This is a genomic window from Bacillus cereus group sp. Bce019 (assembly GCF_051781745.1).
GTDB lineage: Bacteria > Bacillota > Bacilli > Bacillales > Bacillaceae_G > Bacillus_A > Bacillus_A cereus.
In genome coordinates this window covers 21,674-37,189 of sequence record NZ_JBPWJX010000005.1, presented here as the reverse complement: position 1 = coordinate 37,189, position 15,516 = coordinate 21,674, and the positions used below count along the sequence as shown (strand labels likewise).

The following is a 15,516-nucleotide window of genomic DNA, read 5'->3' as shown; positions in this document are numbered from 1 at the left end:
ACATGTCTAAGAAGAAGCGAGAAGAAGAGCGCGCCTGGAAAGCACGTAAAAAAAATCAACAACCGCACGGAAAAGTGAAAGCTTTTGCTGAATTAGTTGAAGGAACAGAAAAAACGTGATGAGTATTTCATCACGTTTTTTGTATGAGTGGAAAAGTTAATAAAAAGGTTGTACCGATTCCTTTTTCACTTATAATATCAATCTTTCCATTCATAGCTTGAACAACACTGAATACGACCATCATTCCAAGTCCAGTACCTTTTTCTTTCGTTGAATAAAAGGGCGAACCAAGACGTTTTACTTGTTCTGAATCCATACCGACTCCTGTATCTTTTATATATAACTGAATATGCTTATGATCAGGAACTAATGTGAAATAAAGATCACCGCCTTTTGGCATAGCCTCAATGCAATTTTTTAAAATATTTAATAAACATTGATTTAGTTTTTGCTTTTCTCCAGCGATAAAAAAAGAAGTGCTTTGCTTTATATAATGAGTACGTACATTTGTTAAATTAGCAAGCGGTGTAATTAGCGACAATGCATGGAGTAATTCTTCTTCTAACTGTAATATTTGTTCTTTTTCAATGCTTGGTTTAGCAAAGGTTAAATAATCTGTAAGAACATGATTTGCTTGTTCGATGCCATTAATGGCAATGTCGATATATAATTTTCGTTCCTGCTCAGTGCATGTATCTGATTGTAACAGTTGTAAAAAACCTTTCGTTGAAGTTAATGGATTGCGAATTTCATGAGAGATAGACGCTGCCATTTCACCAATTAAATGAAACTTTTCAGCATTTATAAGTTCATTTTGGAGACGAACTTGAGTTTGTAATATGTGTAGTAAATATAAAATTAGAATCGTACCAAGCATTGAACATAATTCATACACAATAATATGCGGTATATAATCAGTCTTATTTGTAACCTTTGAAAGGAAGAAGGGTATCCAACTAAATCCGTATGTGAGACTGTAGATAATAGCAAGTGTTATTTTTATACGATTAGAAGTTCGATTGAAAAATTTATATGTTAATAATAGAACAATAAATAGAAGAACAGAACCGATAAGAGATGGGAAAACACCTACCCCACCTAATAATAAGCGATATATGTTTAATACAACTAAGATAGAACCACCAGCAATAGGCCCTCCCGTTAATGTACCGACAATTAATACAATATGGCGCATATCAAATTGAAAACCATTATTTGTTTTTGCTGCAAATGTAATACAGAGTACGGTAGCGAGGCAACAGAGTACAATGAATATAGCTGAATTTAATTTAGGAGAGCGTTTCCCTTTTTGATTCCAAAATAAATGATATACGAGCATTGTAATCAGGATGAATAATATATTTAAAAAGAGATAAATAATAAAGGATTTCAGTGGGATGCCTCCTCTCTTCTTATATTAAATTAATCATACTATAAAATGAAAGAAATGAAATAATAAATAGCGGAAAAATCAGAAATTTTTACGCTAGTATACAATATGTTACAATAAGCTATGTCAATGAAAGAAGAAATTCCGTGCACCGCGCGGGAGAGGTTCGCGAACTCCCTCTATAAAAAACTATGGAAACAACAATATCCTTAGGTATTGTTTTGTTTTTTTATTGTGACAGTTCAAGAACGTTCTTTCTTCTTATTTATAGTAGAGAAGGAGAATGAGTGAAATGAAAAAAGAAAAAGCAGTTGTTGTTTTTAGTGGAGGACAAGATAGTACGACATGTTTATTTTGGGCAATAGAGCAGTTTGCAGAGGTAGAAGCTGTAACGTTTAATTACAATCAACGTCATAAGCTAGAAATTGATTGTGCAGCGGAAATTGCAAAAGAACTAGGAATAAAGCATACGGTACTAGATATGAGTCTATTAAATCAACTTGCTCCAAATGCGTTAACGAGAACGGATATGGAGATTACACATGAAGAAGGTGAATTGCCATCGACATTTGTAGATGGACGAAATTTACTCTTCTTATCATTTGCTGCTGTATTAGCAAAACAAGTTGGAGCACGTCATATTGTAACGGGTGTATGTGAAACTGATTTCAGTGGTTATCCAGACTGCCGTGACGTGTTTGTGAAATCGTTAAATGTTACTTTAAATTTATCTATGGATTACCCGTTTGTCATTCACACGCCACTTATGTGGATTGATAAGGCTGAAACATGGAAATTATCAGATGAACTTGGAGCATTTGAGTTTGTTCGAGAAAAAACATTAACATGTTATAACGGAATTATTGGTGATGGTTGCGGTGAATGTCCAGCATGTCAACTTCGTAAAGCAGGATTAGATACGTACCTACAAGAACGCGAAGGAGCGAACAACTAATGGATAACTTTTTTGGATTTCGCATCGTAGAGAATTTGCAAAAAATGGACAAGGATATTCAGCGTAAACAACTCAAATACCATAATAAAAGAGTAATGGTCAGCAAGGAATTTACATTTGATGCAGCACACCATTTACACTGTTATGAAGGGAAATGTAAAAACTTACATGGTCACACATATAAAGTTGTATTTGGAATTAGTGGATATGTAAATGAAATAGGTCTTGCAATTGACTTTGGAGATATAAAAGAAATTTGGAAGAATGAAATAGAAATTTATCTAGATCATCGTTATTTAAACGAAACGTTACCTGCAATGAATACGACTGCTGAAAATATGGTCGTTTGGATTTATGAAAAGATGGCAGAAGCACTAACAAAAGAGAATCGAGTGAACGAATATAAAGGAGCTCGCGTTGAATTTGTTCGTTTATTTGAGACGCCGACTAGTTATGCGGAAGTAAGACGGGAGTGGATGCTTGATGAGTAAAATCCCTGTCTTAGAAATATTCGGTCCGACTATTCAAGGTGAAGGAATGGTTGTAGGGCAAAAGACAATGTTTATCCGTACAGCTGGTTGTGATTATAGCTGTGCTTGGTGTGATTCTGCTTTTACGTGGGATGGATCAGCTAAAGATCAAATTAGACAGATGACACCAGAAGATATTTGGGATGAGCTTGTTGCAATTGGAGGAGAAAATTTTTCTCATGTTACGATTTCAGGTGGAAATCCGGCATTATTGAAAAATATTGAGTTTCTTCTTTCTATATTAAAAGAAAATGGAATGCGAACGGCAATTGAAACGCAAGGGAGTAAATGGCAAGATTGGTTACTTCAAATTGATGAGATAACAATTTCTCCAAAACCACCAAGTTCAACGATGAAAACAGATTTTCAGAGATTAGATGCTATTATTCAGAAACTAGCAGGAAAAGATATTAGTTTAAAAGTAGTAGTATTCGATGATCATGATTTTGAATATGCAGTTAAGATGCACGAACGTTATCCAAAGGTACCATTTTTCTTACAAGTAGGAAACGATGATACAAAAACAGTGGATGATGCGATGCTTATAAAAAAATTATTAGATAAGTATGAATGGCTGATTGATAAAGCTGTAAATTGTAAAGAGATGAATGATGCAAAAGTATTGCCTCAGCTTCATGCGTTAGTATGGGGAAATAAGCGCGGCGTATAACGAGAAGGGATGTTTAAAATGACAGGAAGATTAGATGAAGATTTAAAAGATGTAACATTACTAGGGAATCAAAATACAAAATATTTATTTGAATATAGCCCAGAAATATTAGAGGTATTTGATAATAATCATCCAAACCGTGATTATTTTGTAAAATTCAATTGTCCTGAATTTACAAGTTTATGCCCGAAAACAGGACAACCAGATTTTGCAACAATTTATATTAGCTATATTCCAGAGCAAAAAATGGTAGAGAGTAAATCTTTAAAGTTGTATTTATTTAGTTTCCGCAATCATGGTGATTTCCATGAAGATTGCATGAACGTTATTATGAACGATTTAATTAAATTAATGGATCCACGTTATATTGAGGTATGGGGGAAATTCACACCACGTGGTGGCATTTCAATTGATCCATACTGCAACTACGGGCGCCCAGGGACGAAGTATGAACAAATGGCTGATTACCGCATGATGAACCACGATCTATATCCGGAAACAATTGATAATCGTTAATAGAAAGAAAGGGCCTGTATAGTATACAGGCCCTTTCTTTCTATTATATTATGCATTTTGATTAATGACAGTATAGTTTTTATGACTTACAACTGTAAGAGGTTCCATATCTAGTTCTCTAAAATTCTTCATAATTGTTATATCAACAATAACAGAGTTTTGATTTACTTTTTGAACACGGCCTTGCATTCCACCTTTAAATTCGATGATATCTCCAGTTTCTGCGATCTGCATAAGCAACTCTCCTTGTTACAGTTTTCCCAAAAAAAGAATAAATTTGGGTTTTTTTATTTCCTCCTATTTTGAACCATATTTCCTACTTTGTAAATGTTTCCAAAGTAAAAATTCGAAAAATATTCACTTTTTGTAAGAAAATATGTAGAAAATCCATGTTTTTTGAAAAAAATAGCAAAAATGCGAGAATCTTTATATCGAGGTATAATGAAAAAGTAGAATAACCTGCTGAAGTGGGAGAAATTAGAGGCGGTAAAATGATGTTTGAATTTGTGGGGAGTGTTATAGCTTTAATTTTATTTTTATTTTCTTATATGCATTTAAAAAAGATTCGTCAATATGATACGAGTACATATTTTGATGGGATGGATGGTATCCATGCTTCGATAACACATGATAGTGGTGGGGAGATGTAAAGGTATATAACTTTATTTTCTTGCGTGGTATGATGTTTAGAACTAGTGCATAATAGAGTTCATAAGTGATGAATGGAGAGTGAAAAGAATGAAGATTTCTTTTATTCGTCATGGTCGCTTAGATTGTACTATAGAACCAATGACGGTTACATCCTTTCATGAATGGATAAAAGGATATGACTTACATACTATAACAGAAAAACAACCTATACCATTGGAAACAAGAGAAGCGGTTGAAGTAGCGAAATTGATTGTAACGAGTGATCAAAAGTGTGCTGTACAGTCAGCAGCTGAATTAATGGATTCTTTATGTTTTATACAAAATTCTCTTTTTAGGGAAGCGGCAGTTCCAGCGAGCTTTTATGCGCCAAAATGGTTGAAGTGTAAACTTAACGTATGGATGTGTATTGGACGAGCATTATGGATACTTGGTTACCATAAAAATGTTGAATCTTATAAGGAAGTAAGAGAGAGGGCAAGGCAAGCAGCTTACGTATTACATCGTTATGCTCTCGTACATGGAAGTATTGCTCTTGTAGGTCATAATTATTTTAATTCGATGATTGGAACGGAGCTGAGGGCAATGGGATGGTCTGGTTCGCCTATTTTGCATAGAAAGCCATGGGGATGTACAACATATACGTTTCACGAGGCGATGGATGGAAATATATTAAATACGAATTTAACATAAAAGCACACGATTTATATAAATCGTGTGCTTTCTTTTTAAGATACAGAAATTTTGACGTTTAATGGTTTTACGAGATGAGCATAAGGTTCGCCTACTAGCATAACAATTTCATCTTTTTTATAACCTAACTTTTCGTATAGTGAATAGGCGCGTGTGTTTTCTAAATTAACAAGTAAAGCGATTTTTTCATGCCCTTTTTCAGTTGCATAGATTTCGGCAGCTTCAATTAATTTAGAACCGATACCTTTTCCGCCGTGTGCACTTGAAACTGATAGTGTATCAATGTAATACTCATCAAGCTCAGCTTCTTTTTCTAACGTAATTGATTCATCTTTATGTAATTCTCTTAAGTGATGTACAATTGGTGCGTCAAGCTGTGTTGCTTCACTACCGTGATAAGCGACAATAACTCCAACTGCACTCTCGTCTTGTTCATAGACAAAACAGTTTTCGTAGCTCAGACGGTTATTTTCTTTTGAGAACCATGTCTCAAGTCCTAGTAATACTTCTGCTTCATCTGTGCTACCTGTGATTTTTTCAGCAATTTCATGCAGAGCATTATACAATAAAGGAGCTATTGCCGTTGCATCTGTCTTTTTTGCTTTCCGAATCATAGTATCCCTCCTAGTTCTATTTGTATATTGTAGCATAGTGGTATGGAACTTTGCATAATTGAATGCCGAAATGTTTGATATAGAGAAGTAGCTATGTTAGTATATGATATTTAGTGGACATATAGTAAAAAGATATCTTTTGAAAAATAATGAAAATGAAATGAAGGTATAGCATCTGGATAATTTTACAGTTGTTGACCTATAGAATATAAGATAAAATAAAATATTGCATAGAGGTGAAATACATGGATAAAGAATTAGCAAATACAATTTTGGATCAGCTGAAAAATGGTGAAATAAAGGAGTATGTTGTTACGAAAGATGTATTTTATACGTTTAGAGAAGTTTTAGTAAATCGAGAAGACTTTAAACATTTCATTGGTAACGCACAGCGCGGCGGACAGGTCATTTATACATATTCAGAAACGCCACGTTCGTAACTAGAAGAATATAGGGGGAGACTTATGGGCGATTTTAAACAAAGCATACTACCGCATTGGGATTATATGTGGAAAGATAGAGCTGGCAACCGATTTATGGGGATGGTCATGTATCCAGAGAAAAGAAAGTGTTCCACAAAAATGCTTCAGAAAATAAAAAGAGCATATGAAGAGGCTGTAGAAATTAAAGTAACTGTACAAGTTCAACATACGTATCAGTACATAGAAGGAATGATTGTATACTTTGATGAAGAAGCTCCTGTATGTACAATGATTGATAAAGATGAAAATCCGCATCATATATTTGTAAAAGATATTTTGCGTATTGAGCACTCTGAATAATCTTTTCATAAATAAGTTGAATTTCCATAATAATAATCTTTTTCTATAATAGCTATCTTTTAGTATGTAACGCGAACCGAAACTATATGTATAATATTTAATAAAGTAAAATTGATAAATGTAATCGTTTTTTAGAGCAGATTATCGTTTCATGTCTGTTCTTTTTTGCGTGATGCTGGAGAAATATATTTCTTCAGTATCTACCGTTTTATGACAAAATATATTGTTAACTTTTTTAAAAATAAGGTTAAATTCGTTGACAACTTTTTTGAAAAGCACTTTATTGACATGAGTTTTAGAATGTTGTTTCATAGTCATTGTATTGAAAAAAAACGGCTATCATGTCGAAAAGTAAAAGTTAAAAAAAGAAAGAATTTATACATATATCTTGTGTCTTATTTTGAAACGTAATACAATATATAGAGAAAACAAGAACAACATATAGAGAATATAGATTTGAGAGGGAGGGTCGGAAATGTTAGTTGCATATGATTCTATGACAGGAAACGTGAAGCGTTTCATTCACAAATTAAATATGCCGGCCGTTCAAATTGATGAAGATCTAGTAATAGATGAAGACTTTATTCTTATTACGTATACAACAGGTTTTGGCAATGTACCAGAACGTGTTTTAGACTTTTTAGAGCGCAATAATGAAAAATTAAAAGGCGTATCTGCAAGCGGCAATCGTAACTGGGGAGACATGTTCGGTGCAAGTGCTGACAAGATTTCTACTAAATATGAAGTGCCTATTGTATCAAAATTTGAGTTATCTGGAACAAATAACGATGTAGAATATTTTAAGGAAAGGGTGCGGGAGATTGCGACACATTGAACTGAATAATGAAATCACGCAAATGCAGGACGGTTTTTATCAGCTTCATAAAGATAAAGAGGCATTAGAAGTCTTTATGGAAGAAGCTAGAGAGAATACCGTTCCTTTTAATAGCGTGGCAGAGCGAATGGAGTATATGAAAGAACATGATTACTATTACAACGTTCTGGACGAGTATAGCTTGGAGGAAGTAGAGGAAGTATATAACATCGCTTATGGTGAAAACTTCGAGTTCCAATCTTATATGGCAGCATCTAAGTTCTACAAAGATTATGCGTTAAAAACGAATGATCAAAAACAATACTTAGAAAGCTATGAAGATCGTGTAGCAATTGTTTCATTATACTTAGGACGCGGTGATGTTTCGAAGGCAAGACAATTCGCAAGCATGATTGTAAAACAAAACTACCAACCAGCGACACCAACCTTTTTAAATGCGGGAAGAAGCAGAAGAGGAGAAATGGTGTCTTGTTTCTTGTTAGAGATGGACGATAGCTTAAATTCGATCGGCTTTAACATTAATACTGCGATGCAATTATCGAAAATCGGCGGGGGAGTAGCTTTAAACTTATCTAAGCTACGCGCACGCGGTGAGCAAATTAAAGGTATCGACAACGCTGCAAGTGGCGTAGTACCTGTTATGAAATTGCTTGAAGATTCGTTTTCATATGCGAATCAGCTTGGCCAACGAAAAGGTGCCGGTGCAGTATATTTAAACATTTTCCATTGGGATATTATTGAATTCCTGGATTAATTGGTAGTCCCTCTACACAGTAATGTGTATGAGAAAACCTTGTGAACCTAACCAATAGGGTGTCGCATTAGCGGCTAACGGTATCAGTTGAATAAGGGGTAAAAGAAAAAGAACCCGCGAAGAAGCTGACTAAGAGAGCCTACGGTCCATGCAAGTGGATAGCAGGTAATACCGTGCCAAGCTTGAAAGAAATATTACTTGGGTGAAGTGGAATCTTATATTCACCGGAGGCGAGATTCCATGAACTGTGGAATTTATTTGATAATTAATAAGGAAAATAGGAAGTTTTATATTGGTAGTTCTAATAATCTCCCTAATTATCAATACTTTCAAGAAGGTGTAGAGACTATCGAACGCGCGTCATTAGACGAAAGCTAGTAGAGTAGGCTGGAAATAGGTACCAGTCGAAGTGCAAGGCAACCAGTTACAGGTTGATGATATAGTCCAACCTTCATAGAAATATGAAGACGAGTTGACCAAAAAAATAAATGCCGATGAGAAGAGCCGTATTCAGTCTCTATCAATCGGAATTATCGTTCCAAGTAAGTTCTTTGAGCTTGCTGAGAAAAACGAACCTTTCCATGTTTTCGCGCCTTACACGGTGTATAAAGAATACGGAAAGCATTTAGATGACATTGATATCGATGAAATGTACGATGAATTAATGAGCAATCCGAAAGTGAAGAAGAAGCCACTAGATATTAGTGCACGTGATATGCTTATTAAAATCGCTATGATTCAGCTTGAGTCTGGTTACCCATACTTAATGTTTAAATCAAATGCAAATAATCAACATCCATTGAAGGATATTGGAACTGTGAAGATGTCGAACTTATGTACAGAAATCTTCCAGCTTCAAGAAACTTCAGAAATAAATGATTACGGTACAGATGACATTATCCGTCGTGATATTAACTGTAACTTAGGATCGTTAAATATCGTAAACGTAATGGAAAATAAAGAAATTCGTGAAGCAGTTCATGCGGGAATGGAAGCTTTAACAGCTGTTTCTGATATGACGATTATTCCGAATGCACCAACTGTGAAAAAAGCAAATGACGAGCTTCATTCAGTTGGACTTGGAGCAATGAACTTACACGGATATTTAGCAAAAAATAAAATCGCTTATGAAAGTGCAGAAGCGAAAGAATTCGCTCGTACATTCTTTATGATGTTAAATTACTACTCTATTGAGAAAAGTATGGAAATCGCTACAGAAAAAGGCGAGACATTTAAGGACTTCGATAAATCTGATTATGCGAATGGCACATACTTCGAAAAGTATGAAACGACAGATTACAGCCCAGTAACTGAAAAAGTTCAGCAACTATTTGAAGGAATTCATATTCCAACAAAAGAAGATTGGACAAGTTTAAAAGAGCAAGTGCAGAAGAATGGTTTATACAACTCATATCGTCTTGCCATTGCTCCAACACAATCAATCAGTTACGTTCAAAATGCAACTTCAAGCGTAATGCCGATCGTAAGTCAAATCGAATCAAGAACATATGCGAATGCGACAACATATTATCCAATGCCGTATTTATCAAAAGATACGTTCTGGTACTATAAATCTTCTTACGATATGAATCAGTTTAAATTAATTGATTTAATCGCAGAAATTCAAGAACATATTGACCAAGGAATTAGTACAATTCTTTACGTTAATAGTGATATTTCAACACGTGAATTAGCACGTTACTACATCTATGCACATAAAAAAGGCTTAAAGAGTCTGTATTATACGAGAACACGTAAATTAAGCGTGGAAGAGTGTGTGGCTTGTACCGTTTAATGGCATATTGCCATACTAAATGAATAACCCAATAGTATGAGCAGGGTTATGAACCCTGCTCATACTTGGTTTGTTCTACTAAACGGTTAGCTTTTCATTGTTAGATGGAAATTTAACCGTTCAGTAGAACAATAATAGATATAGGGGTGATTCAATGCGCGCTGTTAACTGGAATAAAAAGGAAGATGATTTCAGTTTAATGTTTTGGAAGCAAAACATCGCTCAGTTTTGGACAGAAGAAGAAATCGCGGTTTCTTCTGACAAAAATACTTGGGTGCAATTATCGAAAGAAGAGCAAATTGCTTATAAGCGTGTATTAGGTGGTTTAACACTTTTAGATACGAAACAAGGTGGCGAAGGAATGCCACTTGTACTTGTTCATCTTGAAAATTTACAAGCGAAAAGTGTATTAGCTTTCATGGGAGCTATGGAAGAAGTACATGCGAAAAGTTATAGTCACATTTTCACAACATTAGCTACAGAAGAAGAAATTGATGATATTTTTGACTGGGTAGACAATCATCCGTTACTTGAGAAAAAAGCTGGTATTATTACTAGTTACTATCGTCGTTTATTAAAGCCTGAAGTAACGAAAAAAGAGTTATACATGGCAATGGTAGCAAGTGTGTTCTTAGAAAGTTACTTATTCTATAGTGGATTTTTCTATCCACTTTACTTAGCTGGTCAAGGTAAACTGACGGCAAGTGGTGAAATTATTAACCTTATTATCCGTTAACTTATGGCGGCTTTTGGTAGAGATACCAATTGAAAAACCCTTTTAATTGCTGGGACCCCCTATTGTAAATTTATCTGTATTATTATTGATGAATATATGCATTCAGGTTATTCTCTAACTATCAATAGATGGAAAGGAGAATAGCTGATAGGGCAATCAGCAGCGAAGCCTTTATCTAGCGATAACATGTACGGAAGTATCAGACATCGAAAACTGTATAAACAGTGGTGGGTGCGATACGTAGATAAAGGAACGTTCAACGACTATCCCAATGGCGGTGAAATTCCGCAAGAGGAGTAGGGCCAAGCGGTGGGTGAGAATCCCTTAAATCGAAATGGAGGGCTACCTGAGAAGGTAGATGATATAGTCTCTTCTTACAGGAAACTGTAAGCTGTATAAACGGCATAGGAGTAGCGAACTTATGTGAAGGTAAAGGATGAGTCAATTCACGGCGTATTCGTCGGTATTTTAGCACAACAAATCTTCGCAGAACTTTCTGCAGAAGAGCAACAAGAAGTGCAAAAAGAAACACAAGAGTTATTAATGGAACTATATGAAATTGAAATGGCCTATACAGAAGAAATTTACACTTCTATCGGTCTTGTAGAAGATGTAAATCGTTTCGTTCGTTACAATGCGAATAAAGGGCTTATGAACTTAGGACTTGAGCCGAAGTTTGAAGAAGAAGAAATTAACCCAATCGTTTTAAATGGTTTACGTACAGATACGAAAAACCATGATTTCTTCTCTGTAAAAGGAAATGGTTACGTAAAAGCAACGAACGTTGAAAAGTTAGCTGACGATGACTTCGTGTTTAACTTTTAATATAGGATTATAAAGAAAAACTGTCTTATTCATTGATAAGACAGTTTTTCTTTATAATTTTGTTTACATAACACTATTATTTTTGTATAGCGATTTATATTTGGGAAGTTCTATTCGTTTAACGGATAGAACTTTTTTGTAATTAAATGGGTATTTACAAACTTTTTGTATCGGTGTATTATTTAACTAGTACACTGATACAAAAGGAGGGAAGAAATGAAAATAGAGTTTTCTCCAAATACACCAATTTACATTCAGGTAATGGAATACATAAAAAAAGAGATCGTAACAGGACATTTATTACCTGGTGATAAAATTCCCTCTGTCCGTGAATTAGCGAGTGAATTACAAGTGAATCCAAATACGATTCAGCGTACATTTCAAGAGCTAGAACGGGATGGAGTTGTTGTCACACGTAGAGGAATGGGACGGTATGTAACGAATGAAGGGGAGAAAATTATGGAGCTGCGAAAAGAGATGGCGAAAGAATTACTTCATTCTTTTATAGATGGAATGGACAATTTAGGTTTTTCAGAAGAAGAAATTCTTACAATTCTTCGTTCTTCATTACATGATAAGAGGGAGGAGAGCCAATGACAGAGCTATTGAAAATAGAAAACTTATGGAAGAGATACGGATTAAAAGCAGTGATCCGTGAATTAAACATAGAGATTACGGAAGGGAAAATCGTTGGGCTTGTTGGAGATAACGGGAGCGGGAAAACGACGTTATTGAAAATGATTGCAGGCTTGCAACATCCTTCTGAAGGTAGGATTACAATAGACGGTAAAAAGGTAGGATTACAGACGAAAGAAATCGTTTCATTTATGTCCGATAAGCCAGTCTTTGATGATTGGATGACTGTAAAAGACGCTTTATTTTTCTATCGAGATTTTTATAAAGACTTCGATATTCAAAAAGCGGTAGATACGATTGCAGAATTTAAAATACCGTTAGAAGAAAAAATTACAGCATTGTCAAAAGGTATGGTTGAGAAGCTGCAGATTATTTTAACGTTTTCTCGAAAAGCGAAGCTATACGTACTGGATGAGCCATTGGGCGGGATTGATCTTGTTTCTAGAGAACATGTATTGGATCTAATTCTACAGTTCTATAGAGAAGATTGTACGATATTAATTTCCACTCACTTAATAAATGAAATTGAAAATATTTTTGATGAAGTGGTCTTTTTAAAAGATGGAGAAATGGTTCTATATGAAAATGTAGAAGAAATTCGTTTTCAAAGAGGAAAAGCAGTTCATGAATTGTTTAAGGAGGTGTTTAATAAGTGAAGTCAGTACTTTCCTATTTATGGAATGTAAATAAGAAAAGATATATTGTTACTTTTTTACTCTTTGTGCTAATTGAAGCTGTGTTATTTTCACAAATGATTGTAAGAAAAAGTGATGCGGCTATCAGTAGACAAGAGGGTATATTTGGAATCATTATGATTATATTTTTCTTTTATATTGTTTATATGTTTATACAAACAATGAAATCATATTCACGCTTACTAACTAATCCAATGTTACGACTTACAGCAATATCTGGGAAACAATATGTAATTTCTATGCTTATTTTCTCGTTTATCGCAATGGCTATATGGTATGGGATATGTGGAATTCTTTTCTATGTAAGTTATGTATTAGCTTTTCCTACGACTTCTGTATATGTAGAGGCAAAAGAGATTATGCAAGCGGGTATAATGAATAATTTAATATATGCCATGAGCGATTTGTTTGATTTTTTGTGTGTTGTGTTACAAATCATATTAGTAATTACACTAGTTAAGTTACTTACCAAAAAGAAAAAGGCGCAAAATATACTAATCATTATTATTTTTCTAGTAATAAATATAACGATTACTTTAGCGACAACCTTGCTAGGAAAATTAGCTCCAGCTTTCCAAGGATTAAGAAGAATAGAATATCGTAGTGAAAGTAAGAGTCTTTTTATTGATATGTTTCAAGCAAATGGATTTAATATTTTTAATATAAGTTTCATGGTGATTGTTAGTGCTCTCATAATATATGGAATTGCTTATATTATCGATAAAAAACTAGAAGTCTAAAGGAGGAATCAGCATTGGGAAACGTAGTAGTAAAGTTAGAGAATGTTCGAAAAAAGATTGGTGGAACGGAAATTATTCGTGGTTTATCATTTGAGGTTCGTGAAGGAGAAGTATACGGATTCCTTGGACCGAACGGTAGCGGTAAAACGACGACGATCCGTATGATGACAGGTCTTATTTCAATGACAGAGGGCGATATTACAATTTGTGGACATAGTATTCGCTCGGAGCGTGAAAAGGCACTAGAGCAAATTGGAGCGATTGTAGAAAATCCTGAACTATATGATTATATGACAGGAATGCAAAACTTAAAGCATTTTGCAAACATGGCCATTACACCAATTAGTAAAGAGCGCATTGCTGAGATTGTAAAGCTTGTTGAATTAGAACATGCGATTCATAAAAAAGTGAAAACATATTCACTTGGTATGAAACAACGTTTAGGAATTGCACAGGCATTACTTCATCAGCCGAAAATCTTAATTTTAGATGAGCCGACAAATGGATTAGATCCAGCTGGTATTCGCCAAATTCGTGATTATTTACAACGTTTAGCGAAAGAAGAGAATATTGCTGTAATCGTATCAAGTCACTTATTGAGTGAAATTGAATTAATGTGTGATCGCGTCGTTATTATTAAACAAGGTGAGTTTGTACAAGAGTACAACTTACATGAAAAAGTGAAACATGATGAGGCAGTCGTTGTAGCGTTTGAAGTAGATGAAGTTCAGAAAGCGAATGAAATCATTAAAGGTAATGCAAAAGGGAATGTAATTGTAGCATCTGTAACAAAAGACAACATTCCGCAACTTGTAAAAAAACTTGTTCATGCTGATGTGCTTGTATACGGAGTTACTGTTCAAAATAAAACTTTAGAGGATGAGTTCTTAGCGATTACTGGGGGAGTGAAAGCGTAATGTTTAAATTAATTCAAAATGAATTTTTAAAGTTGCATGCGAAAAAAGGTATGTATATTTTAATTGGTGTCATTGCTTTATTGGAGATTTTAGGAGCAGTAGTACTGGCGAAATGGGGTGAAGCTGGTAGTTTAAATGGATCTTACTTAGATTTTGTAAGTTCAGATATCGGCTTAATTATGATATTCGCAACGATTTTTGGAATTACAACAGCTTCGCGTACAATTACAGATGAATTCCAAAAAGGAACGATTAAACAATTATTAATTCGTCCAAGAAAACGAATGACAGTTTTATTTTCTAAATATATTACAGTGTTATTAACGATGTTATTTATTGTATTTGCTAGTACGTTAATTGCTATGATTATTGGATTAATTGTAATGGACGGTAGTAAAACTGAATTAACGTTAGGAATTGTTTTAAAAACAATATTATATCAGCTGCTATCACCATTTTTCTTTGCAACACTTGCATTTTTCTTAGCAAACGTATTTAGAAAATCTGTATTACCATTAATTATTACGATGTTCCTATTCTTCTTACAAGGTGCAATTAATATGGTATTAATAATGTTTGCAAAAGGTGTAGCGAAGTTTGTAGTATTCAACCATTTGGATTTAAGAGCTTACGATAGCAATAAATTAATCAATGGTGGAATGGAACCAACATTTACAGAATTTACGTTTACAACTTCATTATTACTTGTAGCTGCATACTTTGTTGTGTTACTTGTAGCATCAAGTGCATTATTCCAAAAACGTGACGTATTATAATAAAAGAAA

19 protein-coding genes, 5 pseudogenes and 1 riboswitch are annotated in these 15,516 nt (G+C 34.3%); of the genes and pseudogenes, 21 read left to right on the top strand and 3 right to left on the bottom strand.

Annotation, left to right across the window (positions count from 1 at the left end; translation table 11 throughout):
- The first annotated feature begins 2 nt into the window (after positions 1 to 2).
- A complete protein-coding gene (locus ACS2QP_RS10270) occupies positions 3 to 119 on the top strand; it encodes a DUF6254 family protein (protein WP_000038356.1) in 117 nt (38 codons plus the stop codon).
- 11 nt (positions 120 to 130) lie between these two features.
- Here ACS2QP_RS10270 and kinB read toward each other — a convergent pair whose 3' ends face one another.
- Positions 131 to 1,339 carry a sporulation sensor histidine kinase KinB gene (kinB, locus tag ACS2QP_RS10265; RefSeq protein WP_000964154.1) on the bottom strand — a complete coding sequence of 403 codons (1,209 nt, stop codon included), beginning with the start codon at positions 1,337 to 1,339 and terminating at the stop codon, positions 131 to 133.
- Positions 1,340 to 1,545: 206 nt separating this feature from the next.
- Positions 1,546 to 1,589, top strand: a riboswitch (PreQ1 riboswitch).
- Positions 1,590 to 1,682: 93 nt separating this feature from the next.
- On the opposite strand from kinB, the gene queC reads away from it, so the two are divergent.
- From queC to queF, 4 genes are read left to right on the top strand one after another with little or no spacing between them, the layout of a single operon-like run.
- Positions 1,683 to 2,345: a 7-cyano-7-deazaguanine synthase QueC gene (gene queC / locus ACS2QP_RS10260; RefSeq protein WP_000711595.1), complete on the top strand. Its 663-nt coding sequence runs from the start codon at positions 1,683 to 1,685 to the stop codon at positions 2,343 to 2,345.
- Entirely contained in the window at positions 2,345 to 2,836 is a 492-nt protein-coding gene (queD, locus tag ACS2QP_RS10255; RefSeq protein ID WP_000368414.1) for a 6-carboxytetrahydropterin synthase QueD, read from the top strand. Before queC ends, queD begins: the two co-directional genes overlap by 1 nt.
- The gene (gene queE / locus ACS2QP_RS10250; RefSeq protein WP_000036294.1) at positions 2,829 to 3,545 is read left to right on the top strand and encodes a 7-carboxy-7-deazaguanine synthase QueE; all 717 of its coding nucleotides are present in this window, start codon (positions 2,829 to 2,831) and stop codon (positions 3,543 to 3,545) included. Before queD ends, queE begins: the two co-directional genes overlap by 8 nt.
- A gap of 18 nt (positions 3,546 to 3,563) precedes the next feature.
- Entirely contained in the window at positions 3,564 to 4,061 is a 498-nt protein-coding gene (gene queF / locus ACS2QP_RS10245) for a preQ(1) synthase (RefSeq protein WP_001986050.1), read from the top strand.
- A gap of 48 nt (positions 4,062 to 4,109) precedes the next feature.
- On the opposite strand, the gene ACS2QP_RS10240 is transcribed toward queF, so the two are convergent.
- A complete protein-coding gene (locus tag ACS2QP_RS10240; protein ID WP_001165082.1) occupies positions 4,110 to 4,295 on the bottom strand; it encodes a YkvS family protein in 186 nt (61 codons plus the stop codon).
- A gap of 233 nt (positions 4,296 to 4,528) precedes the next feature.
- Here ACS2QP_RS10240 and ACS2QP_RS10235 point away from each other — a divergent pair, with 233 nt between their 5' ends.
- Both ACS2QP_RS10235 and ACS2QP_RS10230 read left to right on the top strand, forming a co-directional pair.
- Positions 4,529 to 4,711 (top strand): hypothetical protein, encoded by a 183-nt coding sequence (locus ACS2QP_RS10235; protein WP_002004691.1) that lies wholly within the window; start codon positions 4,529 to 4,531, stop codon positions 4,709 to 4,711.
- Positions 4,712 to 4,799: 88 nt separating this feature from the next.
- A complete protein-coding gene (locus ACS2QP_RS10230) occupies positions 4,800 to 5,402 on the top strand; it encodes a hypothetical protein (protein ID WP_000703101.1) in 603 nt (200 codons plus the stop codon).
- Between the two features lie 35 nt (positions 5,403 to 5,437).
- Here ACS2QP_RS10230 and ACS2QP_RS10225 read toward each other — a convergent pair whose 3' ends face one another.
- Positions 5,438 to 6,016 carry a GNAT family N-acetyltransferase gene (locus tag ACS2QP_RS10225; protein ID WP_153581450.1) on the bottom strand — a complete coding sequence of 193 codons (579 nt, stop codon included), beginning with the start codon at positions 6,014 to 6,016 and terminating at the stop codon, positions 5,438 to 5,440.
- Positions 6,017 to 6,261: 245 nt separating this feature from the next.
- On the opposite strand from ACS2QP_RS10225, the gene ACS2QP_RS10220 reads away from it, so the two are divergent.
- From ACS2QP_RS10220 to ACS2QP_RS10155, 14 genes and pseudogenes are all read left to right on the top strand, one after another.
- Positions 6,262 to 6,456: a hypothetical protein gene (locus ACS2QP_RS10220; RefSeq protein WP_000356683.1), complete on the top strand. Its 195-nt coding sequence runs from the start codon at positions 6,262 to 6,264 to the stop codon at positions 6,454 to 6,456.
- Between the two features lie 24 nt (positions 6,457 to 6,480).
- Positions 6,481 to 6,798, top strand: coding sequence for a hypothetical protein (locus ACS2QP_RS10215; RefSeq protein WP_000502216.1), 318 nt, complete (start codon positions 6,481 to 6,483; stop codon positions 6,796 to 6,798).
- Positions 6,799 to 7,273: 475 nt separating this feature from the next.
- Complete coding sequence (nrdI, locus tag ACS2QP_RS10210; RefSeq protein WP_000959447.1) at positions 7,274 to 7,633, top strand: class Ib ribonucleoside-diphosphate reductase assembly flavoprotein NrdI; 360 nt, start codon at positions 7,274 to 7,276, stop codon at positions 7,631 to 7,633.
- Positions 7,620 to 8,384 (top strand): annotated as a pseudogene (locus ACS2QP_RS10205) (ribonucleotide reductase N-terminal alpha domain-containing protein); the annotation flags it as partial. The gene nrdI and the pseudogene ACS2QP_RS10205, both read left to right, overlap by 14 nt.
- Before the next feature lie 243 nt (positions 8,385 to 8,627).
- Positions 8,628 to 8,765: a GIY-YIG nuclease family protein gene (locus ACS2QP_RS10200; RefSeq protein WP_078438401.1), complete on the top strand. Its 138-nt coding sequence runs from the start codon at positions 8,628 to 8,630 to the stop codon at positions 8,763 to 8,765.
- Positions 8,766 to 8,862: 97 nt separating this feature from the next.
- Positions 8,863 to 10,182: pseudogene (locus tag ACS2QP_RS10195) on the top strand (ribonucleoside-diphosphate reductase subunit alpha); the annotation flags it as partial.
- A 154-nt stretch (positions 10,183 to 10,336) separates the two neighbouring features.
- Positions 10,337 to 10,915: pseudogene (locus ACS2QP_RS10190) on the top strand (ribonucleotide-diphosphate reductase subunit beta); the annotation flags it as partial.
- A 201-nt stretch (positions 10,916 to 11,116) separates the two neighbouring features.
- Positions 11,117 to 11,218 (top strand): annotated as a pseudogene (locus ACS2QP_RS10185) (nuclease); the annotation flags it as partial.
- A gap of 129 nt (positions 11,219 to 11,347) precedes the next feature.
- Positions 11,348 to 11,743, top strand: a pseudogene (locus tag ACS2QP_RS10180) (ribonucleotide-diphosphate reductase subunit beta); the annotation flags it as partial.
- A 216-nt stretch (positions 11,744 to 11,959) separates the two neighbouring features.
- Positions 11,960 to 12,340, top strand: a complete 381-nt coding sequence (locus tag ACS2QP_RS10175; protein ID WP_000687512.1) for a GntR family transcriptional regulator — start codon at positions 11,960 to 11,962, stop codon at positions 12,338 to 12,340.
- The gene (locus ACS2QP_RS10170; protein ID WP_088350599.1) at positions 12,337 to 13,035 is read left to right on the top strand and encodes an ABC transporter ATP-binding protein; all 699 of its coding nucleotides are present in this window, start codon (positions 12,337 to 12,339) and stop codon (positions 13,033 to 13,035) included. Before ACS2QP_RS10175 ends, ACS2QP_RS10170 begins: the two co-directional genes overlap by 4 nt.
- Positions 13,032 to 13,814 (top strand): ABC transporter permease, encoded by a 783-nt coding sequence (locus ACS2QP_RS10165; RefSeq protein WP_088350600.1) that lies wholly within the window; start codon positions 13,032 to 13,034, stop codon positions 13,812 to 13,814. Before ACS2QP_RS10170 ends, ACS2QP_RS10165 begins: the two co-directional genes overlap by 4 nt.
- Before the next feature lie 14 nt (positions 13,815 to 13,828).
- Positions 13,829 to 14,731: an ABC transporter ATP-binding protein gene (locus ACS2QP_RS10160; protein WP_416809735.1), complete on the top strand. Its 903-nt coding sequence runs from the start codon at positions 13,829 to 13,831 to the stop codon at positions 14,729 to 14,731.
- Positions 14,731 to 15,507: an ABC transporter permease gene (locus ACS2QP_RS10155; RefSeq protein ID WP_000475435.1), complete on the top strand. Its 777-nt coding sequence runs from the start codon at positions 14,731 to 14,733 to the stop codon at positions 15,505 to 15,507. The genes ACS2QP_RS10160 and ACS2QP_RS10155 overlap by 1 nt, the downstream gene beginning before the upstream one ends.
- Positions 15,508 to 15,516: the final 9 nt, after the last annotated feature.